The sequence below is a fragment of the Pseudozobellia thermophila genome, assembly GCF_900141855.1.
In the GTDB taxonomy this organism is placed as follows: Bacteria; Bacteroidota; Bacteroidia; order Flavobacteriales; family Flavobacteriaceae; genus Pseudozobellia; species Pseudozobellia thermophila.
Genome location: NZ_FQYU01000002.1, coordinates 789,855 through 813,919, shown reverse-complemented (window position 1 = coordinate 813,919; position 24,065 = coordinate 789,855). Strand labels below are relative to the sequence as shown.

23 protein-coding genes are annotated in these 24,065 nt (G+C 46.6%); 12 read left to right on the top strand and 11 right to left on the bottom strand.

Annotation, left to right across the window (positions count from 1 at the left end; all coding sequences use genetic code 11):
• Positions 1-3: 3 nt before the first annotated feature.
• The 8 genes from BUB37_RS08705 to BUB37_RS08670 form a co-directional block, all read right to left on the bottom strand.
• Positions 4-720, bottom strand: coding sequence for an adenine nucleotide alpha hydrolase (locus BUB37_RS08705; protein ID WP_244526770.1), 717 nt, complete (start codon positions 718-720; stop codon positions 4-6).
• 291 nt (positions 721-1,011) lie between these two features.
• Positions 1,012-1,971, bottom strand: coding sequence for a HipA domain-containing protein (locus BUB37_RS08700; RefSeq protein ID WP_072991848.1), 960 nt, complete (start codon positions 1,969-1,971; stop codon positions 1,012-1,014).
• Positions 1,961-2,290 carry a HipA N-terminal domain-containing protein gene (locus BUB37_RS08695; RefSeq protein WP_072991844.1) on the bottom strand — a complete coding sequence of 110 codons (330 nt, stop codon included), beginning with the start codon at positions 2,288-2,290 and terminating at the stop codon, positions 1,961-1,963. The genes BUB37_RS08700 and BUB37_RS08695 overlap by 11 nt, the downstream gene beginning before the upstream one ends.
• On the bottom strand, positions 2,277-2,489 hold the full coding sequence (locus tag BUB37_RS08690; protein WP_072991841.1) for a helix-turn-helix transcriptional regulator: 213 nt from the start codon (positions 2,487-2,489) through the stop codon (positions 2,277-2,279). Before BUB37_RS08690 ends, BUB37_RS08695 begins: the two co-directional genes overlap by 14 nt.
• Positions 2,490-3,609: 1,120 nt before the next feature.
• A complete protein-coding gene (locus BUB37_RS08685; protein ID WP_139278090.1) occupies positions 3,610-4,383 on the bottom strand; it encodes a hypothetical protein in 774 nt (257 codons plus the stop codon).
• Between the two features lie 671 nt (positions 4,384-5,054).
• On the bottom strand, positions 5,055-5,639 hold the full coding sequence (locus tag BUB37_RS08680; RefSeq protein WP_072991834.1) for a hypothetical protein: 585 nt from the start codon (positions 5,637-5,639) through the stop codon (positions 5,055-5,057).
• A gap of 405 nt (positions 5,640-6,044) precedes the next feature.
• Positions 6,045-6,701, bottom strand: coding sequence for a hypothetical protein (locus BUB37_RS08675; RefSeq protein WP_072991831.1), 657 nt, complete (start codon positions 6,699-6,701; stop codon positions 6,045-6,047).
• Positions 6,702-6,891: 190 nt separating this feature from the next.
• A complete protein-coding gene (locus tag BUB37_RS08670; protein WP_072991828.1) occupies positions 6,892-7,188 on the bottom strand; it encodes a hypothetical protein in 297 nt (98 codons plus the stop codon).
• A gap of 315 nt (positions 7,189-7,503) precedes the next feature.
• Between BUB37_RS08670 and BUB37_RS08665 the strand changes: the two genes are divergently transcribed.
• From BUB37_RS08665 to BUB37_RS08635, 8 genes are all read left to right on the top strand, one after another.
• Positions 7,504-8,958 (top strand): NAD(P)/FAD-dependent oxidoreductase, encoded by a 1,455-nt coding sequence (locus tag BUB37_RS08665; protein ID WP_072991825.1) that lies wholly within the window; start codon positions 7,504-7,506, stop codon positions 8,956-8,958.
• Between the two features lie 49 nt (positions 8,959-9,007).
• On the top strand, positions 9,008-9,151 hold the full coding sequence (locus BUB37_RS21615; RefSeq protein WP_170863137.1) for a hypothetical protein: 144 nt from the start codon (positions 9,008-9,010) through the stop codon (positions 9,149-9,151).
• Positions 9,148-9,342: a hypothetical protein gene (locus tag BUB37_RS08660; RefSeq protein ID WP_072991822.1), complete on the top strand. Its 195-nt coding sequence runs from the start codon at positions 9,148-9,150 to the stop codon at positions 9,340-9,342. The genes BUB37_RS21615 and BUB37_RS08660 overlap by 4 nt, the downstream gene beginning before the upstream one ends.
• Positions 9,343-9,496: 154 nt before the next feature.
• The gene (locus BUB37_RS08655) at positions 9,497-10,801 is read left to right on the top strand and encodes a TolC family protein (RefSeq protein WP_072991818.1); all 1,305 of its coding nucleotides are present in this window, start codon (positions 9,497-9,499) and stop codon (positions 10,799-10,801) included.
• Positions 10,802-10,887: 86 nt separating this feature from the next.
• A complete protein-coding gene (locus tag BUB37_RS08650; RefSeq protein WP_072991815.1) occupies positions 10,888-11,970 on the top strand; it encodes an efflux RND transporter periplasmic adaptor subunit in 1,083 nt (360 codons plus the stop codon).
• Positions 11,971-12,092: 122 nt separating this feature from the next.
• The gene (locus BUB37_RS08645) at positions 12,093-15,329 is read left to right on the top strand and encodes an efflux RND transporter permease subunit (RefSeq protein WP_072992764.1); all 3,237 of its coding nucleotides are present in this window, start codon (positions 12,093-12,095) and stop codon (positions 15,327-15,329) included.
• An 11-nt stretch (positions 15,330-15,340) separates the two neighbouring features.
• Entirely contained in the window at positions 15,341-15,646 is a 306-nt protein-coding gene (locus BUB37_RS08640) for a hypothetical protein (RefSeq protein ID WP_072991811.1), read from the top strand.
• A gap of 19 nt (positions 15,647-15,665) precedes the next feature.
• The gene (locus BUB37_RS08635; protein ID WP_072991807.1) at positions 15,666-15,872 is read left to right on the top strand and encodes a YgaP family membrane protein; all 207 of its coding nucleotides are present in this window, start codon (positions 15,666-15,668) and stop codon (positions 15,870-15,872) included.
• A gap of 82 nt (positions 15,873-15,954) precedes the next feature.
• On the opposite strand, the gene BUB37_RS08630 is transcribed toward BUB37_RS08635, so the two are convergent.
• Both BUB37_RS08630 and BUB37_RS08625 read right to left on the bottom strand, forming a co-directional pair.
• Entirely contained in the window at positions 15,955-18,252 is a 2,298-nt protein-coding gene (locus BUB37_RS08630; RefSeq protein ID WP_072991804.1) for a TonB-dependent receptor, read from the bottom strand.
• Positions 18,253-18,329: 77 nt separating this feature from the next.
• Positions 18,330-18,704 carry a hypothetical protein gene (locus BUB37_RS08625; protein WP_072991800.1) on the bottom strand — a complete coding sequence of 125 codons (375 nt, stop codon included), beginning with the start codon at positions 18,702-18,704 and terminating at the stop codon, positions 18,330-18,332.
• A 405-nt stretch (positions 18,705-19,109) separates the two neighbouring features.
• Here BUB37_RS08625 and BUB37_RS08620 point away from each other — a divergent pair, with 405 nt between their 5' ends.
• From BUB37_RS08620 to BUB37_RS08610, 4 genes are all read left to right on the top strand, one after another.
• Positions 19,110-20,903 (top strand): FAD-dependent oxidoreductase, encoded by a 1,794-nt coding sequence (locus BUB37_RS08620; RefSeq protein ID WP_072991797.1) that lies wholly within the window; start codon positions 19,110-19,112, stop codon positions 20,901-20,903.
• Positions 20,900-22,018, top strand: a complete 1,119-nt coding sequence (locus BUB37_RS08615) for a hypothetical protein (RefSeq protein WP_072991794.1) — start codon at positions 20,900-20,902, stop codon at positions 22,016-22,018. The genes BUB37_RS08620 and BUB37_RS08615 overlap by 4 nt, the downstream gene beginning before the upstream one ends.
• Positions 22,019-22,040: 22 nt before the next feature.
• Complete coding sequence (locus BUB37_RS21950; RefSeq protein ID WP_262987424.1) at positions 22,041-22,166, top strand: hypothetical protein; 126 nt, start codon at positions 22,041-22,043, stop codon at positions 22,164-22,166.
• A gap of 137 nt (positions 22,167-22,303) precedes the next feature.
• Positions 22,304-22,591 carry a hypothetical protein gene (locus BUB37_RS08610; protein WP_072991791.1) on the top strand — a complete coding sequence of 96 codons (288 nt, stop codon included), beginning with the start codon at positions 22,304-22,306 and terminating at the stop codon, positions 22,589-22,591.
• A gap of 154 nt (positions 22,592-22,745) precedes the next feature.
• Here BUB37_RS08610 and BUB37_RS08605 read toward each other — a convergent pair whose 3' ends face one another.
• Entirely contained in the window at positions 22,746-23,762 is a 1,017-nt protein-coding gene (locus tag BUB37_RS08605) for a GntR family transcriptional regulator (RefSeq protein WP_072991786.1), read from the bottom strand.
• Between the last annotated feature and the right edge of the window lie 303 nt (positions 23,763-24,065).

Genomic DNA, 24,065 nt, shown 5'->3' with positions numbered 1-24,065 from the left:
TTTTTATCCGGATATCACGGCTTGCCAATATTCATGGTGTTTTACGCTTCCGTCGTCCAATTTAAACTCGTGCGATATTAAGTTGACTTTCGTAATTGTAAAGTCGATACGGTTTTTAAAGGGGCCCCCGTCGTAAGAAAAGGTATGGTATTCGCCCTTTTCCCCGCACAGGTCTACCCCGGAGGGTAGGGATCGGGCAAAGTCCCCATCGATTTCCCTGCCAATAAAGTTCTCGTCCAGTTGGTCCGCTTGGGTAAGGATTATTTTTGTCTTGATCCCCGATTGTAAAAAGTCGGCCATTACTTGCTTCGAGGTCTTGCCCCAAAGGGGTTCGACCAGTGTTATTCCCAAGGGATGCAATATCTTTTCCCTGTATGCCCGTACATCGGACAAAAAGATATCCCCAAAAATAAAATGCTTTACGCCTTGGTCTTTGAAATGGGTGGCTGCCTCGGTCATTCCTTCTGTATAGGATTTTTCCTTGGATAGGGTAACCGGGTAGAGGGGAATTCCGATGCTATCGGCTTGTTGTCGTAAAAGGTTCAGGGGGATGTCGTGAATGGAAGAGGTAGCTGTTTTTTCGTCGATGGTGGTCAAGAGGGAGACCACTTCAAATTCGGCTTCCTGTAAAATCGTTAAGAGTGCCAAGGCGGAATCTTTTCCGCCGCTCCAATTAAATACCGCTTTTTTTCTTTGGGCCATGTTTGGGTGTGTTGACAAAGTAGCATTTTTGCTGCTTATCGGGGTGTTTTGTTTGGACGAATTTACAGTTTTTTATGGGGTTGGCGCGCCAGCCTGGTGTTGCAGTTACATCCCCCGCCCTTCGGGCACCCTCTTCGAAGCGCTGCACTGAGCCTGCCGAAGTGGGGGATTTTTGGCCCCTTGAGGACGCCATATCGAAAGCTACGGGAGAGATGGTGGGTTGATAGAGGGCGGAATTATAATATGTCGGATTTAGGATGAATTTGTTTGTTTTTTACCCCAGTTTTATTTTTAACTTTAACCAGTGTTTTAGAGTTCAATTTGTTTTGATTTGTGATCAATTAACGACTTGTATGCTCTTTTCAATGATTCGCTCAGGAAACTTTCTTCAATAAATTTAGACCATTTAGGAATCAATTTTTTATACTTTTTAAAAATGTTTTCTATTACCTTTAGGTCTATACCAGCAGCTCTCATTGCGATTTCAAAATCTTCTTTTTTGATGTTTTTCTTCTTGCCATTTAAGTTTAAAGCCAAATCATCATCATCTCCTTCGACTACTAGTGCAGAGGCGACCAAGTCATAAGCAGGGCATAAATCATATTCAGAATTTCTTTTTAACAGGGAAAAGTTCTTAAGGTGCATATCATTATTTCCGGTTAAAAAACTAAATAGTACCAATTCAAAGAAATCGATAACGTTCAAGCCCGAATTTGCGCTATATTTTTTTATAGCCTTTGCTATTTGTTCATACGATCCCTTGTACTTGTGCTCTGTCAATCGTTCTGTTATTTGGCACATGTCTTCCATATGAAGCTTACTTCCCTTATTTCTATCAATTCGTTTTGTTATGTAAGCCAATTCACCTGATTTCAATCGAATAAGTGAATGCGCCACTGTTTTTAATTTGCTAAGCTCCGCTAAATGCATGGTTAGGTCTTCGATCTCTGGTAAGCTTGCATATATTTTGGTTTGGGGCTTTAATATATATTCGCCCCAAAGACCGACAATGGTGAACCTTTCATGTTCTAATGAGTTTTCCGAAAGTCCAAGGGATAGTTTAGGTTGAACCCCTGTTACTGTTTTATGGCTTTTGATCACTTGTTCGGCTAACTCTAAAATTTGGTCTTCTGTAAAATTTAATTCTGGGGGATTAATTTTTCCAAAAAACTTCTTACTACATTTTTCATGATATCCTTTTGAACCAGCTTCTGTGATCAATTCATCGGATTCAATTTCCCTATAGCAATAAAGACATTTATTTTCCATTTTCTTCTTGTGCTTGGATTGATACCGCTCCTATACAATCCTGACAGGTTTTTAATAGTATGCTCATTCTATCTCTCGGATTTAATTTCCAGTTTTTTTGCGCTATATCCAATAACCAACCTTCTGGGATTAATCCGTCAAAAAATGGAAATAAAATTTTACTGTCATAGGGCTCCCTTGACAGTGGGAGTGTTACACTTATTGCCTCTGAACCTGTTTGTTTCAGGTATGATTCTTCATATTGAAAATGGTATCCATCTTCATCTTCTGTCAATATTCCGGCCCACTTGTCATGCATGTAAACTTTAGCTGTTTTCATCTCTTTCTATGGGTAGCGGACCAAGTTCATGGCCAAATAATGATAATACTTGGTTGACTTTGTCCATCATTAAAGATTCTTTTCCTTGTTCTAGGTCACGAACAAATCGCAATCCAACCCCGGCTTTAAACGAAAGGTCTTCTTGCGTTAGCCCTAGTCTTTTGCGACGTTCTTTTACGAATTTGCTTAACTTTTTCATGTTAATATTATACCTGTTCGGGTATAAATGTAGTAATAATAATCAAAACTATACCCGTTAAGGTATAAAAAAGGTAAAATCATTATACATTATACCTGTTCGGGTATAGTTAAGGGTGTTTAAGAAAGAACTATATCCATTCAGGTATAATTTAATTAGCTACAACAATCGTATTAGCATACCCTTACACGCCTATATCCCTTTATTCGGGTGTAAAACCATAGTTTAGACTACCCAAATCCCTCCCAAGATGAAAATTCTTGCAATGATTCTCCTATAGAAAGGCCTAAGCGCAACCCTGCTTGGCACGGCGTGACGCTCGCGCTAGTGGAGGGCAACTTTGCCCTCGGTTTTGTCTATTCGTTTTTGAAAGAATATCCCCCGCCCTTCGGGCACCCCCTTCGAAGGGGGAATTGCTCCCTTGAGGACGCATAGCGTAATGTCCCCTTGAGGGGACAGAAAAGCACCTCTTGAGGTGCTTTTCAGGGGTGTTCTTTCGTCGAAACGGCGCGCTGGCAAAGTAGTCTTAGACTACTTTTCAGGGGTGTTCAATTTAAAATTTTTCTTTTGGCTAAGGTGTTCGGCTTTCGTTGGTGTTGCAGTTACATCCCCCGCCCTTCGGGCACCCCCTTCAAAGCCTTGCACTGAGCCTGCCGAAGTGGGGGAATTAATTGTCCCCTTGAGGACGCCGTCTGCGTTAGCAGCGGGCGAGTTGGCGCGCTGGCAAAGTAGTCTTAGACTACTTTTCAGGGGTGTTCAATTTAAAATTTTTCTTTTAGCCAAGGTGTTCGGCTTTCGTTTGTAAAACAGATACATCCCCCGCCCTTCGGGCACCCCCTTCGAAGCGCGGCACTGAGCCTGCCGAAGTGGGGGAATTGCTCCCTTGAGGACGCCGTCTGCGTTAGCAGCGGGCGAGTTGGCGCGCTGGCAAAGTAGTCTTAGACTACTTTTTAGGGGTGTTCAATTTAAAATTTTTCTTTTGGTGTAAGTGTTCGGCTTTCGTTGGTGTTGCAGTTACATCCCCCGCCCTTCGGGCACCCCCTTCGAAGGGGGATTCATTGTCTGTTGCAGGCACGAGCGTGACGCTCGCGCTAGCGGGGGACGAGATAGGGGGGAGGGCTTACCTTATCTTGTCCAGTTCCTTTAGCATTTTAAAATACTCCCTTGGAAATTCTTCACGAAACAAGCGCCCAAAATCCTCGTAATGCTCACGGCCGAAATCCAGGCGCAACGAGATAAATTCAAATATGGAATCGGTAGTCCTCGTCAGTTTCCAAGGGGGAATTTCACTTCTGATCAGTTTTTCATAGAAATCGTAACCTTGTAAGAACGCCCTCCCTTTTGGGGTTTGTTCCATCCATTCCCTTACCGCGGGCTTCATTGCGCGTGCATTGCAAATGTTGAAGAATTGACGCCAAAAGGTTATTTCGGCCTCGTAGATTGATTCCCTGTTCTTTTTTGATCGGAACATGGGATTATATAACATAAAAGGAAGTATACCTCCCCGTTCGTATTTTCTATAATTGTGCTTTTCGATGATTTCCCGTTCACCTATGGTGTAACTCCACATATCGGCGTAGGAATTGATATTGATCGAATCTTTCTTGACCAATAGAAACATGCCAAAGTGTATCGCAAGGGAGTATAGGTAAAACAGGAGTGATGGCCACCAAAACCAGTCGTAATCTACGATTAGCGTTTTGTTGGATTGCAATTGCTTTATCTCCCTTCTTTTATCATGCCATATGGTCAGGCCGTATTTTTCAATAAAGCCTATGTTCGTATTTATATTCTTCTGTGGCTCTTTGTATTCGGTCGTAAAGGGTTGGGATATGGTATCGTTAAGCCATAGGTACAGAATCCTTTTATTCTCCATTCCTCTAGACCTTTTCATCTCATATTTTTTGAGCTCGCCACTTGAAATATCAAAGTCGGATAGAAAGGGTTTTTTAAAAAGTTGGTATACAAGTAGTAGCAAAAGGAGAAAAGCGCCTTTTATAAAGAGGATCCTGGGACTCCACCAAAATGATTCCATGATTATTATAAGTATTTGGTTCGTCGGCTTCTGGTGGGATAGTTGGGCCGCCATGGTCCGGCTAGAACGGGCAATGGGATGTCCCCCGCCGGTGAGGGATTCTTATGGGGGCCGATATAAACTGTCGCTTTGAAAAGGCCATGGCCCGAACTATTTGTGGGGTGGGGCACAGGTAAGATAAATTCCATATCGAATTATGATTTTTCAGACCTTAATTTATAATTTTTTCTTTTTTGGTCGGTGTGTTGGGTTTTTGTTGGGGTAGGGAAATACATCCCCCCGCCCTTCGGGCACCCCCTTCGAAGCGCGGCACTGAGCCTGCCGAAGTGGGGGAATTAACTGTCCCCTTGAGGACGCCGTCTGCGACAGCAGTGGGCGAAACGGCGCGCTGGCAAAGCACCTCAAGAGCTGCTTTTCAGGGGTGTTTTTGCGTCGAGATGGCGCGTTGGCGAAACTGTGTTCTCACTTCTTTGCAGGGGTGTTTTGAACAGGGAACGAGCGTGACGCTCGCGTTAGGAGGGGGGCACACCTTATTGCTCCAGGCTATTGATGATCACATTGATGTCCCCAAGATTGATATGCTTGGCCATTTGTTTGGCGACCACATAGGGGTCGGGAATTTTTTCATCCTTGATATCGGTGCGCACTACGTATTCTATTGACGATATCCAGTCCTTTGAGGAGAAAAAATAATAAACGTTCGAGTATTCATAGCCTATCAGCTCGGTAAGATTATAATCCTTATAGATTTCCGTGAAATTTTCCCGGAACAGAATTTTCCGCCCATTTATTTCCGTGGTGCCATCAATTTCTTTCTCTTTCACAAAATTATCCTGTATGACCGACAGGGTCTCTAAATTTAAAATATCGGAAATATCCTTGATGTTGTTGGTGATGGGGTTCATGGCCTGTGGGCTTACAGAAACGGTTTTGATGATGGTTTCGTTTCCAATGCTTACCGTATCCGTTAGTTGTATGGGCATGCCGTCCGTATCCGATAGGGTAAAGTCGTTTTTAATTTTAAAATTCAAGTGTTCGGCTTTTATGCTTTGCAGTTGCGAAAAGGCCGCGGTACAAAGCAATAAGGCTATTAGGGTGAGGCTATTCGTCTTCATTGTTTTCTTTCTAAATGTTTGTTGGTGTTATGGGTGCCACAGCGCGGGCGTGGGGCTCGCGCCAGCGGCTATGGATACCGTTTAAATGGTTTTTAATTACGTATTATAACGCTGTGTTTGGGTTCAATATTTTGTTGCTACCATGCCCGTGAGTTTGAGGATTGGGGTAATAGGTGAACGGCACGGGCGTTATGCTCGTGCTAGTGGAGGCAACTTTGCCCTCGGTTTTGTCTATTCGCTTCGAAAGAACATCCCCCGCCCTTCGGGCACCCCCTTCGAAGGGGGAATTTCTCCGCTGCGTGCTCCGGTGAGGCTTGCAAATGGGCATTTGATCTTTGTGTATTGTTGTTCGTGTCCCTGTTTGCTTTTTTACAGCACAAGTATGATGATTGCGCTAGTGTTTTTTTATTTTATACCAGTAATCTTTCCTTCCTGGATTAGTTTTACTATAGGAAGGGCATTTTTATATTCACTAAGGATTACTTTTTTAATTTCTTCTTTTTCGAATCCGACTTCTTCAAGCAATTTTGCAAACTGTCTATTTCTCTCTATTTCAAGTATTTCATTCTCTAGTTTTTCCTTTCTGTCTTCATTTTTTCTTTTGTTTTTCGTGATAAAAATGTCTATTATTTTAAAACAAAAGTCTTTCAGATGTCCAATAACTTCTCCTGCCCCAATGAGATCTTTAAAGCCAGGGGAAGCATAGCTAAACTTCTTCAAAAAGAGTGGCTCAATTAAGGCTAGTTTAAGATCATGAGAGTCGTCCATATCTTTGTCGAAAAAGTAAAATTTGTTTTTTCTATCTATGAAGGTTGTAGATTTGCCAACAAAAGTTTGATTTATATGTCCAATACAAATGATTTGGTCTTCATACCATTTTTCCTTTTCGGATTTAGAATATTCTTTAAAATCAGACAGTATTAAGAAACAGCTGTAATAGTCATACAAATTCTGTATGGAACTAAAGAAGTCAATAACATTTCTTGCTTTCCATTTCCCATCAATTTCAATTGTTATTTTTTCACGAAGTCCTATTTTTTCAGAAACTAGAGTGTCTGCCATTTTTTGTTTTATTAAATTTGTTAGTAGCACAAGTGTTTTAATGACTATACCTCCCAGATTTTAGGCATAAATACATTTTACGTTTTGGCATTTTCTACCCATTTTCAGCGTTGTTTATTTTATATCCAAAAGCCTTGCTTCCTTGATGTGATGCGAGCATGACGCTTGCGGGTTAGCGCGAAGTGTCTGGTTATTCCACCTTTAATTCTAACCATCTTTTCCTATAATGTAAAAAATGTATGATACAAGTTTCACGCAATTCAAAAAATTGTCTATCTGGTCTCTCTTTTACATACCAAATAAAAAATCCATCATCAAAAGTATAAGGCATTATTTGAAAATAAGGTGCATTGCTTTCTAATTTTATATCATCAGATTTACCCCATTTTCTATTAGCTCCTTGAGCAAAAACATAGTCACAACCAGTAAATTGTTTTAAAAAAGTTCTTGCTTCTTTCTCATCAAGGTATTCGTTTTTTAATTCCATCTGTTCTTATATTGATTGGAGAATGTCGTTTCTCGCTATCTTGTTTTAAAAATGATTGTGGCTGGGTAAAACGCTCCTACAATATAAAAATTCCTACAATTCCATTCTTACGTAAAAGCGTAATCGGCCTAAAAACTTTTGCCCTACGGCTTCGGTAGGGGCCGTGGTTTTATGCCTGCGTTTTCTGTAACAATTGTTGCTGTAGGCGCTGCGCCAAATCCTGAAATTTACGGTATCGGAGTTACGGATTCCCACAAGGGCAAACAGATGTCCTGTTGTCCTTAAGGAACCGGCTTGATCTTAAAACCAAACAAAATGGCTAAAATAGTTATACTCGGTGCAGGTATCGCCGGTCACGTAGCGGCGGCACACCTGCGAAGGAAACTCCCCAAGGAACATGAGGTCTTGGTGGTTTCCCCCAACAGCAACTACCAATGGATCCCTTCCAACATCTGGGTAGGGATCGGAAGAATGAAATCGGAACAGATCTTGTTTCCCTTGCCTCCCCTCTACAAAAAGAAGGGCATCGGTTATAAACAGGCCAAGGTAACTACCTTTCACCCCGAGGGCGATGCCGAAACCCCAAAACCCTTTGTAAAGGTCGAATATGTGACGGGCGACCTTAAGGGCCAGACCGAAAAGGTGACCTACGACTACCTGATCAATGCCACGGGCCCCAAACTGGCCTTTGATATGACCGAGGGCCTCAACCCGGGTACCAACAAGGCCTATTCGGTCTGTACCTATACCCATGCCGAACATGCCTGGCAGGCCCTTAACACCTTGATCCAAGAAATGAAACAGGGCAAAAAGTCCAAAATATTGATAGGAACGGGCCACGCCAAATCCACTTGCCAAGGGGCTGCCTTCGAATACATCCTCAATGTGGAGAAAGAGCTGCGCCGACATGGGGTGCGCGATAGGGCCGAGATCACTTGGATCGCCAACGAACACCAATTGGGCGATTTTGGCATGGACGGTATGCTCATGAGCTACGGCAACAACATCATGAAATCGAGCGAGATGGTAGAAATGGTCTTCGAAGACCGGGGCATCAAATGGATCATCGGCGCCGGGGTGAACAAGATCGAGGACGGCGTGGCGCATTACGAGACCCTTGATGGCGAGTTCCACACCGAGACCTACGATTTTGCCATGTTGATTCCCGCTTTTTCGGGGCATGGCTTCAAGGCGTATGACAAGGACAACAAGGATATTACCGATAAGCTCTTTAGGGGCTTTATGATCGTCGATGCCGATTACACCCCCAAACCTTATGAGGAATGGAGCGTGCAAGATTGGCCAGAGACCTATCAGAACCCTACCTACAAAAATATATTTGCACCGGGTATTGCCTTTGCGCCGCCCCATGCCATTTCCAGACCCCGGACGAGCAAGAACGGAACGCCCATTTCCCCGGCACCGCCACGTACGGGAATGCCCTCGGGTATTACCGCCAAGTTGGTGGCCGATAATATCATAGATATGATCAAGGGCAAAAAAGACCTGCACCACAAAGGCTCTATGGGGAATATGGGCGCGGCCTGTATCGCCTCTGCCGGTTATGGGATGACCCAGGGCAGCGGGGTGAGCATTACCACCTTCCCCATTGTGCCCGACTATCACAAATACCCCGATACCCAAGGCCGAAAATTGGGCAAGACCTTTGGTTCCATCGGCTTGGCAGGACACTGGTTAAAACTGGCCCTGCACTACGCCTTTATTTACAAGGCGAAGATGAAACCCTTCTGGTGGTTGATACCGGAATAATTAGGACTACAGTATAGGAGCGAAAGGATAAACCCAAAAATCTAAAGAAATGACACGTAGAATATCAAGAACAAAGCGGTTTTTTATGCAGAACCCCATCATCCAATTTTTTAAGTTCATTTGGTTGAGCCTTAAAATTTTGGTGATCGTGGCCGGAGGGCATGGGGGCACCAGAAACGTAAAAGGACTATGACGTTAAAAACAATGGTGATCATAGTGATCGGTGTGCTTGCCGGTGGGGCGGCAGGCTATCTGTACTACGCCGAGATAGGCTGTTTGGACGGTAGCTGCCCCATTACCTCCAAACCCCTGAACAGTACCTTGTACGGGGTCCTGATGGGAGGTTTGTTCTTTGGCAGCTTCGTGGGGTCAAACAAAAAATAGGATGCTTGTTAAGTGGGTTCAAAAAAGGCACTTCGGTAAACGGGGTGTCTTTTTTTATGGCGGACGATGAGGCCAGGGTCCCTTCCCTGAATGGTAACAATGGTTACTGTGGAGGCCGGAGCCTGACCGTAATTTTGTGGAAAACAAATTAATGATGAAGCATATTTTATTGATACTGACTTTCTTGGCAGGGGCTTTTGGGGCGGAAGCACAAGAACCCGTACTCGTTTCAAAGGACGAGGTGCTGGCCAAGGTCAATGAAAACAACAATACACTAAAAATTGCCCAACAAGAGGTGTTGGCGGCAAAAGGCGATTACAACCAGACGAATGCGGTGCTACTGCCCAATATAAGTGTTTCGCATACGGGTATCGCCACGACCAACCCCCTAATGGCCTTTGGTTCTAAATTGAACCAAGAAATTTTAACGGCGGCCGATTTTAACCCCGACCTGTTGAACGATCCCCGTCAGATCGAGGATTATGCCACCCGTGTAGAGGTGCAGCAGCCCTTATTGAATTTTGACGGTATTTTTCAGCGCAAGGCGGCCAAGGCCAAATGGACGGCCACCGAGCTACAGTCCGAACGGATGCAAGACTACCTGGCCTTGGAAGTGGAAAAGGCCTACATGCAATTGCAGCTCGCCTATAAAACGGTAGAGGTGTTGGAGAAGGCCTTGGAAACCGCCCAGGAGAACAAACGTATTGCCGATAACAGCTTTGCACAGGGCTACCTGCAAAAATCGGACGTGCTGGCCGTACAAGTGCGGGTTACCGAGATAGAGAACCAATTGCAATATGCCAAAAGCAATGTGCTGAATGCCAGTAACTATTTATCGGTATTGATGAACGACGATACCAACGGGGTGTTGCAACCTACCGATTCCTTGGTTGTTTTTCAGGAAACGATACCCGAGGTAGACCTGTCGGAAAACAGAAAGGATATTAGGGCGATGAACGCCGCTACCGAAGCCTACCGGCAAATGCACAAAGCGGACCAAATGGCTTTTTTGCCTAGGTTGAACGCCTTTGGTACCTACGAACTTCACGACGATGAGGTTTTTCAGGGCGATGCCAACGGATACCTCTTTGGTGCGGAACTTAAATGGAACCTTTTTGAGGGTAGCAAGCGTTTCGGAAAATCGCAAAAGAGCAAGGCGGAATACAACAAGTCGAAACTGGAACTGGCCCAATACATGTCGGAAAGCGAGCTGGAGCTGAACAAAGCGAAGCGGGGCTTGCAAGATGCCAAGAACAAACTGAAACTTACCCAATTGGCCTTGGAGCAATCGGAGGAGTCCTTGCGCATACGCACCAACAGGTTTGAACAAGGTTTGGAGAAAACGACCGACCTGTTGATGGCCGAGACGCAGTTCTCTCAAAAGCAACTGGAATACTTCGCAACCATTTTTCAATACAACTACGCCCTGGCCTATGTTCAATTTTTAACGAAGGAATAAAAGGTTAAGGCAAAGAAAGAAGGTTCAATTATACATAACAATCAGCTTTTCGTACGAACGGAAGGGACAAATAAAAAACGTTACACATGAAAAACAGAAAATACATACTCGCGGCGACCCTTGGGGCAACCTTGTTATTGGCCAGTTGTGGTAGTGAAGATAAAAAACCGATGGCCAACGATGCACCGGCCGTGAAGGTGGTGGTGCAAACCGTTTCGGAGGACAATGACAATGGATTCTTAACGGCCAGCGGAAAGGTAGAGGCGGCCAAGAGTGCCAACATCAGTACCCGTATGATGGGGTATGTGGACAAGATCTATGTAAATGTGGGCGACAAGGTGCGCAAGGGGCAGTTGTTGCTCAGCGTGAACAACGCCGATGTATCGGCCAAGCTGGCCCAGGTAAATGCCGGTATCGCGGAAGCGGAGGCCGCCTTTGCCAATGCCGAGAAAGACTACAACCGGTTTACGGCCCTCTTTAATGAAAACAGTGCCTCGCAAAAAGAGCTGGACGATATCACCGCCCATTACAACATGGCCAAGGCACGATTGGAGAGTGCCAAGCAAATGAAGAACGAGGTAAATGCCCAAATGGGCTACGCCAATATACGCGCCCCTTTTAGCGGCGTCGTTACCAACAAATTTATAAGTGCGGGCGACATGGCCAACCCGGGCATGCCCTTGTTGGAAGTGGAATCGCCAGGCGAGTACCAAGTACTGGCCATGGTGCCCGAATCGGAGATCATGCAGATCAAAAACCATACGGAAGTAGACGTATTGATAAAGGCCTTGAACAAAACCGTAAAGGGCAAGATAACAGAGGTAAGTACTTCTGCCAAGAACACCGGGGGGCAATACTTGGTGAAAGTGATCTTGGACAAGACCGATGCCCCCATTTTGTCAGGTATGTATGCCACGGTGCAGTTTCCCGTTGCGCCAAAGACCCAAAGTGCTGCGGTAATGATACCCGTAGAGGCCGTTGTGCACAATGGGCAGCTGACCGGGGTATATACGGTAAGTCAAAGCAATACGGCCCTATTGCGCTGGTTGCGATTGGGAAGAACCATCGGCGATAAGGTAGAGGTATTGTCGGGACTTTCGGCAGATGAGCAATATATCGTCTCTGCCGAGGGGAAATTGTTCAACGGAGTAAAAATAGCGAACCAATAAACAAGTTGCGTTAGGGATTGCAACGGATACCCCACAGTGTTTTTGATCGCATTTGAGATCAAAGAACACGAGGAGTAGGAGTGAAAAGCCCGCCCGAACGCCCAAACAAAATACTAGAAAGAATGAAGGAAGGTTTAGCTGGCAAGATTGCCAAAATGTTTATAGGGAGCAAGTTGACGGTGCTGCTGATGATCGTATTTATGGTCATTGGGGTGTACAGCTCGTTTTTGATCCCGAGGGAGGAAGAGCCCCAGATAGACGTGCCGATGGCCGATATTTTTGTGGGCTACCCAGGTGCGAGTCCCACCGAGGTGGAATCGCGGGTGATCAAACCCCTGGAGAAACTGATATCGAACATCAAAGGGGTGGAGTACGTGTATTCGACCTCGATGAAGGAGCAGGGGATGGTGATCGTACAGTTTTACGTGGGCGAGGATATTGAGCGCTCGTTCGTAAAACTCTACAACGAGATCAACAAGCATATGGATATTATGCCCCAGGGCGTTACCTTCCCCTTGGTAAAAACGCGGGCCATTGACGATGTGCCCATGTTAGGGCTTACCCTGTGGAGCGAAAACTACGACGGTTACCAACTTAGCCAAATGGCGCAGGAACTGGAGAGCGAGATCAAGAAGGTGAACGATGTGGCCATTACCCATAAGATCGGGAACCAAGACCGACAGTTGCGGGTGGTGCTGGACAAGGATAAACTGGCGGCCAGTGGATTGGATTTTTTAACGGTCTCTGAAATGATCAAGGCGAACAACGCCCAGTTGAACTCCGGTAGTTTTGATAAGAACGATACCGAGTTTTTGGTGAACACGGGCAATTTTTTGGCATCGGTGGCCGATGTGGAAAACCTGGTGGTGGGCGTGCAACAGAACCGCCCCATTTACCTAAAACAGGTGGCCAGTATCATAGATGGTCCCGAGGTGCCCCAGAGTTACGTGTCGCTCGGTTTTGGGCAGGGAAGCGAAAAAGTGTCCGACTATAGGTCGGAATACCCCGCGGTAACGATTTCGGTGGCGAAAAGGAAGGGTGCCGATGCGATGAAGATCGCCGATATCGTAATCGATAAGGTAGACCATTTGCGCACTACCTTGATCCCCGATGACGTACATGTGGAAATTACAAGAAACTACGGGGAAACGGCTTCCCATAAGGTGTCGGAACTGTTGTTGCACCTTATCGGTTCTATCATTGCCGTTACCATTGTGGTGATGCTGGCCATGGGATGGCGCGGTGGTCTGGTCGTGTTTTTATCGGTTCCGATAACCTTTGCCCTGACCTTGCTCAGCTATTACATGCTGGACTATACCCTGAACCGGATCACCCTTTTTGCCCTGGTCTTTGTTACGGGTATCGTGGTGGACGATTCCATCATCATCGCCGAGAACATGCACCGGCATTTTAAGATGAAGCGCCTGCCTTTTAAACAGGCGGCACTATACGCCATTAACGAGGTGGGGAACCCCACGATTTTGGCAACCTTTACCGTAATCGCCTCAGTATTGCCGATGGCCTTTGTATCGGGATTAATGGGTCCTTATATGGCACCAATGCCCATTGGGGCCTCCATTGCCATGATCCTGTCCTTGTTCGTGGCCCTGACCATTACCCCCTACTTGGGCTATGTGTTCTTACGTGAAAAGGACAAGAAAAAAGGCGTGGAAGAGAAAAAGGAGAAGCCCTTGGAGGATACGGTCATATACAGGGTGTACCAAAAATTTGAACGCCCCTTGATCGAGAGCAAGGCAAAACGTTGGTTGTTCTTAGGCTTGACCTTCTTATTGCTTATGGGCTCCATGGTCTTGTTCTTTACCAAATCGGTAGCCGTAAAAATGCTGCCCTTTGATAACAAGAACGAGTTTCAGGTAGTGATCGACATGCCCGAGGGTACCACCCTGGAGCGTACGGGAGTGGTGGCACGTGAGATCGGACAGTATTTGGCCACCCGGCCCGAAGTGGTGAGCTACCAGAATTATATAGGTACCTCGGCACCGATAACCTTTAACGGCCTGGTACGCCATTACGACCTTCGCGGAGGTAGCAATATGGCCGATATTCAGGTGAACCTGATCGACAAGGGCGAACGTTCGGCACAGAGCCACGATATTGCCAAACTGCTCCGCCCCGATATTCAAAAGATAGCCGCCAAGTACAATGCGAACGTAAAATTGGTGGAAGTACCGCCCGGACCTCCAGTGCTTTCTACGATCGTGGCCGAGGTCTACGGACCCGATTACGAGGAGCAGATGCGGATCGCCAACAACGTACAGGATATCTTGAAAAATACACAGGATGTGGTGGATGTGGATTGGATGGTAGAAGCGGACCAGACCGAATACCGATTTAATATCGATAAGGAAAAAGCGATGCTCTATGGCGTGGCACCCCAACAGATCGCCTATACCATGAACATGGCATTGTCGAACAGGGCCATTACGAATTTATACGACGAGGATGCCAGCGATCAGGTTGGCGTGGTCTTGGCCTTGGACGAAAAGGAAAAATCGACCGTTACCGATATCGCGCAATTAAAGATTGCCTCCAAACACGGGAACATGGTGCCTATTGCCGATTTGGTGGATATTGAGGAAACGACCAGCGATAAGAGCATCTACCGTAAGAACCAAAAACGCGTGGTGTACGTGATGGCCGACATGGCCGGGGAATTGGAGAGTCCTGCCTACGCGATTCTGGGGATGGAGGAAAAGCTGAAGGAAATTCCCTTACCACAGGGGTACTCGATTAGCGAGACCTATTTGAACCAGCCCGAATTTGAGGACGACTACACCGTGAAGTGGGACGGCGAATGGCAAATTACCTTAGAGGTGTTCCGCGATTTGGGAATCGCCTTTATGGGCGCCATTATCTTGATCTACATTTTGATCGTAGGATGGTTCCAGAACTTTAAGGCCCCTGTGGTCATGATGGTGGCCATACCGCTGTCGTTGATCGGTATTGTATTGGGGCACTGGATCATGGGTGCATTCTTTACCGCTACCTCCTTTATAGGTATGATCGCCTTGGCGGGTATTATGGTACGAAACTCGGTATTGCTTATCGACTTTATCAACCTGCGATTGGCGGAGGGCATTCCCTTAAAGCAAGCGGCCATTGAGGCCGGTGCCGTGCGTACCACCCCCATTTTGTTGACCGCCGGAACGGTGGTGATCGGTGCCTTCGTGATCTTGTTCGACCCCATTTTTCAGGGGCTGGCGATTTCCTTGATGGGCGGTACCATCGTATCCACCGTACTCACCTTGTTGGTAGTGCCCTTGGTATATTTTATGATAGAGCGCAAGAACTATCCCGAAAAGGGAAGTGAAGAAACAGTAAGTAAGATCGAAGACTAAAAAAGAAAAAAATGAAACTACTGATAGTAACCGTCGTAGAGGAATACGAAAAGGAGATCCTACGGCTCTTTAAAAAAGCGAATATCGAGAACTATAGCGGTTCCGATATCGATGGGTATAAAAATGGGGCCTCCATGTTGCGTACCGCAAGCTGGTTCCCCAGTGAAAAAGGGGGCGTGGAGTCGAGCATGTTCTTCTCCTTTACCGAAGAGGACAAGATCGATGCCCTGTTCGCCCTGATCAAAACGTTTAACGAACACTTGGAGACCAACAACCCCATAAAGGCGGTGGTGGTGCCTATAGAAAAATCGATTTAACCAATAAAAAAATAATCAAATGCTGAACACATATTTTAGAGTAATCGTAGGTACATTCATCTTGTTGAGTGTGGTATTGGCCGTATACGTAAACATCAATTGGTTGTGGTTTACCGTTTTTATAGGGGTGAACATGATACAGTCGGCCTTTACAAAATGGTGCCTGTTAGAGGTTATACTCATGAAATTGGGAATCAAAAAGGAAGGTGGGGGGTGCAAGGTGTAAGCGCTTCCCCGTTAGGGCAGAGGTCAAAATAGGTCCCGTCGCACCCTGCGTGTGACGGGACTTTTAATTTGCAAAATTTAGATTAGAAATTGTACTGGACAAAGGCCGATAGGTTTCTGCCCGGGTCATTGATCGGCACGCTGTCGAAATCCGCTTGGTTGTTGAAGGCGAAGTTGAGGTGGTTGTGATAGGTTTTATCGAATAGGTTCAAGGCGGCAAGGCCTAGGGTCAGGTTTTTGATGGGAACAAAGCCCAATCGGATATCGAGGATATCGTAGCCCTCGGTTTCGGTTTCGCCAAAGGACGAAGCGATATGGTCTTGTTTTGAGGTTAAGGTATAAGTGGCATTGGCCCAGAATTTTTCCTTCTCAAAGCCCAGCTTGAAGCGGGTCGTCAAAGGCGGTACCAAGGGCAGGGACTCGCCCAGGTCTTTGTTCTTGGCATAGACATAGGACAGCTCGGTGGTAAAATTGAAATCGTTTAGGAAATCGACCCCTGCGTTGACTTCAACCCCGGTTTTATAGGCATCGTTTAAATTCCGAAAGACCTTGACGCTTGTGGGTTCTTGCATGGGCATAAACTTTCGGTTTTGGCTGGGATCGATAAGGGCTACAATGTAGTTTTCATAGAAGGAATAGTAGAAGGAACTGCCGTAATTGAATTGGTCAAGCCCCTTGCCTTCCAAAGGAATTTTTCCTTTAAAACCGACTTCAAATTGGTTGTTGACCTCCGCATCGAGATTGGGGTTGCCCACGTATTCGTAGGGGTCTTGCCCTACGCTCAAGTGGTTGATAAAGCGTTCGATCATATTGGCCGATCGGACGCCCCTGCCATAGGCCACTTCCATTAAAAACCGACTCGAAGGGGCGTATTTTATCGAAGCCGTACCGCTGATGTTGTGCTCCGTGCGTCGATCTAAGTCGGTGTAGAGCGCGGCAAAATCGGCTTCGGGATCCTGGGTTTCCGATACGACCCCGTCATAGCGTAACCCCGCCGTTACAAGGGTTTTGGGGTTGATGGGATAGTTCCCTTCCACAAAGACCCCATAATCGTCGATGTAGGAATCTTGCCAGACCTTATCGGTAAATTCCATGGGCGTGGCCAAGGGGCCCATGGCATTTCGTTTTACCAATCTGGTACGTTGGCCGTCCCTGGCAATATGGAGCAAGTCGACCCCGGTGAACAGGTTCAGGTTTTCCGTAGGTTTGAGTTCCAATTCTACCTTTCCCCCGGCGGTAACCGCATCTACGGCCGAAACGGCATCGACCATCATAAAAGTGGGGCGTTGGGCATTGGTCATCAAGTGGTCGACATAGCTGTAATAGGCCTTGGCGTCCAATGCCTTGATAAGGCCGTTGCGGCCGTTCAGGGTATAATCCAAGGAAAAGACGGAGCTATTGTCCTTTTCCGTATCCATGGGGAGTCCGGCATGGAGCACGTCCCTTCCGTACGATTGCCGCCAATGGGCCTGTAGGCGCTGGTTTTCGGTAAAGTTATAGCCGAGGCGTAGGCCGTAATCCAAGCTTCTGAAGGAGGAAGGGATCTCAACGCCGTCGCCGTCCTCATAGTTGCCAAAATCCCTAAGACCGAAATTGCCCGCAATATCGTATTGCTCCGTGGCCTGTTGCAAGCGGGCCATTGTGACCCACGAATTGCCGTTGCTCTCATAGCCCCCTTGAACGCTTCCGCCCAGGCCATAGTCATCGGCCCCGGGTTTTTGGGTGACCAAATTTACGATACCGCCAAAGGTGGCGCCGTAGCGAACGGTATAGGGGCCCTTAATGATCTCAATTTTTTCTATTTCCTCGGGAATGACGTGGGTGGTAATGGGGTCCATGCGGTTGGGACAGGCGTGCATGGCCTTGGTACCGCCATCGAACTGTACGTTGAGCTGTTCGTACTGCGAAGCCCTGAACGAAGGGTCAATGGCATAGTTGCCCCGTTTGATGAGGGAAAAGCCGTTGAGGTCGTCAAAGAGGTCGGCCACGTTTCGGGGCTGTACGATCTTTTTGACATAGTCGTTGGTCGCCTCGGCGAACACGGGGTCTGTATGGGCGTTGCCGGTGACCATGACGGCGCCTACCTCAATGGGTGCTTCTTGCATGAGGAATCGGGCAGGGGTGTCCGTGGGGCTTACCCACTGTTCTATGGGCTTGTAACCCATATAGGAAATGGTGAGGGTCGTTCCTTCTTTGGGAACGGAAAGTTGAAAATTTCCGTTGGCGTCGGTGTAGGTGGCCTTGCCGTGCCGTGGTATGACGTGTGCTTCGGGGAGGGGACGGTTGTTTTGGCTATCCCATACCGTTCCAGTGAAATTTTGGGCCATGCTGAACTGCCCAATGGAAAACAATAGGGATACCAATAGATATTTAAAATCCATAGTTTAATGCTTTAAAATGATGTATAATGATGTTTTCGGAAGCCTTGAAGCCTCCGGAATAGGAGTGGGGTATCATTTTAGACCCTAGGTGGATGCTTGATGCGGTCCGTCAAATGAAAACGGTAGTTGTCGGTATAGGCCACATCAAAAGTAGGGGTAAGCGGGGTAAAGGGAAATTGGATCTCGGAAACGGTATGTAGAAAGAGTACCGTTTCGATTTTTAGGAAATCGAGGTTGATGCCGTCGTTTTTATCGTTTTCGCTGGCGATCATTTGGGAGAGCGCACATTTTCCATCGCAGTGCAATTCGGGCCTGTCCTTGTTTTCGCAAAGCGTTTCGATAAAGTTTTCGGTAAAGAGCATGTAATAGCCCAAGGTCCCCGCAATCTTTAATGTGCTTGCCAAGGTAATGACCAAAAACAGTATCGCTATAGTGAGCTGATAGGGCTTCATCTTGGCAAATTTAAGGGCTGGTTTTGGTTTGGAAAGTGACAAAAGTCACATAGCGGAGATAGGGGGGCGGCTAATGGGCATTAAAGTGGGGCGGAAGCCGGAGGGGAACGGGAAAAGACCGATGGATTTCCATAGCTTTCCATCCGCGCCCCCTCCTCAAAAAAGGGCCTGGGCCCTAGGGTTCCTTAAGGGGGGTGACCACTCCTTCCGAAGCTTCGTCGAAGCCGCGCCTAGTGTTTGCTCGGTCGTCGTTTCAAATTGTTGCTGTTCAGTGTGTTGAACGGCTTCCTTTTCCCGGTCAAAATAAAAATACGTATTGGGAATAATTTTATATATTTACCAAAACCATACCAGACCGTACTAGTTTTCCTTAAGATAGTGCCCTACCTGATTTAATATTTTGTTATGAAACATGTTTTGACCTTTGTATGTATTGTCTTTAGTTCGTTTTGTCTTTTAGCCCAAGACCTTCTTATCGAAGCCGAGAGTTTTGACAACCCTGGCGGTTGGGTGGTAGACCCGCAGTTCGTAGAGCAAATGGGCTCGCCCTACCTCAATGCCCATGGCATGGGCCAACCGGTGGAAAATGCCTCTACAAGGGTGAGTTTCAAAAAATCGGGTACCTACCATGTTTGGGTACGTACCATGAATTGGGTCCCGGGCGAATGGGAGGCCCCGGGAAGGTTTCAATTGAAGGTAGGCCAGACCGTGCTCGATACGGTTTTGGGAACCCGTTCGGGGTGGGGGTGGCAATATGCCGGACAGGTGAAGATCGGCAAAAAGCAGGCGCTCGCTATAGAACTACAAGACCTTACGGGCTTTAACGGGCGCTGCGATGCCATTTACTTTTCGACCAAAAAAGGCGCACCTCCCTCCTCATTAAAAAAATTGGCGGCATGGCGCCAGGCAGTTACGGCCGAACCCAATGCCCCCGAAGAGGTAAAGGCCTATGACCTGGTAGTCGTTGGGGGCGGACTCGCAGGTTGTGCGGCCTCGATAGCGGCAGCCGAACAGGGCCTAAAGGTCGCCTTGATACACGACCGTCCCGTTTTGGGGGGCAATGCGAGCGAGGAAATCCGCGTACACACCGAGGGGATTTATGGAAACTTCGAGCGTATCCTAAAGAAAATCGATACCAAGCATTACCCCAACGGATCTGCCGAGGCCAAACTTGACCAACAAAAAAGGGACAACAACGTCAAAAGCTACGACAATATAGACCTGTTTCTCAACTGGCGCGCCTATGACGCAGTTTCTGAAAACAATAGTATACAATACGTAGATGCCAGGCAGACCATGACGGGGGAAAGAAAGCGCTTTATCGCCCCATACTTCGTAGATTCAACGGGCGATGGTTGGATCGGGTTTTGGGCCGGGGCCGAATTCTCCTACGGCCGTGAAAGTGTCGATACCTATGGGGAATACTGGGAAGAACACGGTGAGCTCTGGAGCCCAAAGGAAGCCGACAATGCCGTCATGGGCTCTTCCGTACTTTGGGGCTCGACGGATACCGATTCCCCCCAGAGCTTTCCCGAAGTGCCGTGGGCCCTACCGGTAGCCAAGGATTATGCGGAGATCAATGGCGAATGGCAATGGGAGTTTAGCCGAAACGATTTGAGCCAAATCGATGATGCCGAAGAAATACGCGACCATATGCTACGTGCCATTTATGGTTCGTTTTACAATGCCAAAAAGGACCCGGCCAACAAAAACCGAAAGCTTGAATGGGTTTCTTATTTGGTCGGGAAACGCGAATCGAGGCGATTGGTCGGCGACCATATCTTTACCTTCAACGATGCCAAGCAGGGGCGTAAATTTCCAGACGGCGTGGTTATGGAAAAACGCGCGGTTGACGTACATTACCAAACCGTTCTGGAAGATGAGAAAAACCCGGATTTTATTTCCGAAGCCCTTTTCTATAGGGCGCCGAAATATTATATTCCATACCGAAGCCTGTACTCAAAAAATATTAGAAACCTGTTTATGGCCGGCCGCAATTTCAGTTGTTCGCATGCGGGACTCGGGGGACCAAGGGTAATGTTGACCACCGGACAAATGGGTGCCGCAGTTGGCTACGCGGCCTCACTGTGCAAAAAATACGAGGTGATGCCCCGCGATATATACACGGCTTACTTGGATGAATATTTAAACCTGATCGAGGAACAGAAATACGAAAAAATTCCCCCTTCAAAAAAATGATACGCATTGCCTTAGGCCTTTTTTTTCTTGTTCCCCTTCTTTGCCAAGCACAATTAGGGCCGGTAACGGCATTTTCCGACGGTGCCCAAAAGACAAGCCTCGATGTCCGTCCGGAGTTTTTTGTCCTTGACTGGAAAAAAGGGACCGTCCTCGATATTGTGGAAACGCCTATGACCATAATGGTAGATTCGGTCGGTACGCAAAAAATAAACCTGCTCCAAAACAAAAAACGGGAGCCCGTACTGTATTCCTCCAACATCGTTACCCCCGTCTGTGCCGATGGCGATTGTAAATTAATGCACATTACCCTGTATTGGACCCTTTTGGGCGATTATGCCGGTTTTGACCGTTCCGTAAAGGAGCCCTTGACCAAACATGACCATGACGAGTTCCTGTACGCCGATTACTGGAAGCTGCACGAATTGCTTCAAGACCATAATTCCATATTAAAGCGAAGGAGAATAGATGAACTGGTCACACGACCGAAGCCCTCGGAAATGGAAGGTGTCGACGCCTTGTCGGGCGCTACGGTAAAGGAGGTAAAAGAATCCGTTGTGTCGGGCGCCCTCTATTCGTGTTACGTGGCCTGGCACTTGGTGCATGGCAAGATCAAGGAAGAACTAAGGGCATATACGGTGGCGCGCCAAAACCAGGATATGTTGCTTCGTATGCTCAACAGTGCAAATACCAACTACCAGATGTACGCCCTGGAAAACCTTGGCGAGGAGGGGTACGAGGCCCATTTCCCCAGAATTACCGAGCTTTTTAGATCGGGTATCCCCTTGGTACGTTCGTTCATCATTAAAAACTTGGCCGATGCGTTCGCCCGATCCCCGTCTATCATGCAACCCTTTTGGGAAGCCCTGCCCCATATTGATATCAATACCCGGAGCCTGCTCCTGCAACATATCGATAGTGCCCCGGATGCCACGGTAACCGCCATCTCGACGCAATTGGGGGTGTTGACCAAGAATCAGCTTATCCAGTTTTTATCGCATTTGGAGGACAGGAAATCCGTATCCGGTGAAATATGGGAAAACCTACGGCGTTTTGCCGCTTCATCCAAAGAGAAGAACGCCTATATCGTTGTTCAGTTTCTAGAAGATCATAGCTGACCCCTCGCTTAAACCCCGCCCTATGATATCCTTTGCTATTGCCGGTATCATTTTGATTTCAGGGTATTACACCTATGGGAAATGGGTAGAAAATGTCTTCGGTATCGATACAAAGGGGGGGCGGTCCTGCGATTACGTGACGATGTAGACTTTATGCCCCTGCCTGGCGCATATTTCTTATCCAATTTTTGAACATTGCGGGTGCCCTGTTCGCATGGGCCGTATTTTTAGGGATGGCGCTGGGAAGTATTTTTGCCGGAGTCGTCCACGATTATTTTTTTGGGGATGCTCTCCCTTCGCCATAACGGACGGAGCATAAGTGAAATCGTGGGGATTTACCTGGGGCCTGGAATGAAACTTCCCATGCGTTTATTTGATGGGACGGGCAACCTATGGAATCTTTGGGTATATATCGGTATAATTACCGCCTATTACATCCTATCGACGCTCCTGCCCATTGACAAAATGATAGGCAAGCCCTACCCGGTTTTCGGTATGGCCATGTTATTGATGGGCCTAGGTTTTGTATTTGCCTGTTTATCGGCGATTACCCTGATACCGGTCTTTTTATAATCATGCTAAGCACCACCTACATCCTTATGGCCCCGGAAGGCTTTGGGTTCGACAATGGCTTGGATGGTATCCTTACCTTGGCGATCTCATTGCCTTTCCGGTATATTGCCCCGCAGCGAAAGAAGGTATTTGCGCACTTGATATGGGCTTGATATTAGAGCGAATTCCTTAAAATCAATTTCGTCTCATTGCTCTTTCTTTCCCTATGGCCTTCCAAGATCATTTTGGCGGCCTCCGCTCCCATTTTCTTAAAATCGGTACTGATGACCGAAATACCTCCATCTAAAATCTCCTTGGTACTGGTATCGTTATAACTTATCAGCCCGATATCTTTGCCCAATTTCCAATTCGATTTACGGGCCAGCTTTATAATTTCGACCATATCCCTGTCGTATGCGTCAATGGTGATATACAGGGCGCCCTTTTCAAAATAATCGGGAGAAAAGGTATCGTATACCTCCGAGGTAAAATTGTACTCGGTACCAAATCGTTCGAAGCCTTTTTGGACAAAATCGCCATGAGGGGCATTTTTACGATTGAAAAGTACCAGTTTTCGGTATTTTTTGACCAAATCGATGTGTTCCGCCAATAGATTAAAAATATCGTTTTCAAAATCTTGGAAGACCATACCACAGCCTTTTTTGACATTGGGCTCGTACTTGTCGAGAATGATCAATTTTTCAGGTGGTATTTGATTGAGTACCTTTTGAACCGATTTGGAATCTTTGATATAGGTAGTTACTACAAAGTGGGTGTAGTTCTTCAGGTTGTCCAAGATCAAAGGGGCAAAGATCTCGATGTTTTGGTGATGAAAATAAAGTCGGACCTTTACGTTCTCACCCAAGTTTGAGATCAGCGAATTGTACAAGTCTTCCTTAAAAGGGGTAAACTTATCCAACATGAAGAACACCTTGTACTTGGTCTCTACCGAAAGGTCGTTGACAAAATAACCGATTTTGTCTACCGCCCTGACGATACCCTTTTCGCTCAAGTGGTTCAATGCCTTAAATACCGTTTCCCTGCTAAAATTAAAATGGGCCGAGAGCTTGTTAACCGATGGTAACCTTTGCCCAAGAACCAACTGCTTCTGTTCAATTTGGGAGGTAATGCTATCGGCAAGCAATAGGTATTTGGGCTTCTTCGAGTTCTTTTCGATACTGAGTTTTACCATTTATTGTTTCTTGGAGGAATGGAATAAGGACAAAAATACTCAAAACTAAAAACACTCGGGCCTATATAGGTCTTTCTAGGGAAATTTATAAAGAAATGGTCTTTAAGTAAAAGGTCGGGGGCCATCTTCAAATAGCATTCCAGACCATCCCCTTATGGACTTCATTTTTTTGGGGCTGCAGATACTTCCGCTAGGGCGCGTGTGAAATAAGATTATGACAATTATTTCCTGTTTAAAATCAACATTTTGTAAAAAAAGATTTGGCCGGTTAAGATAAATGTTATTTATTTGTCAGCAAACCAG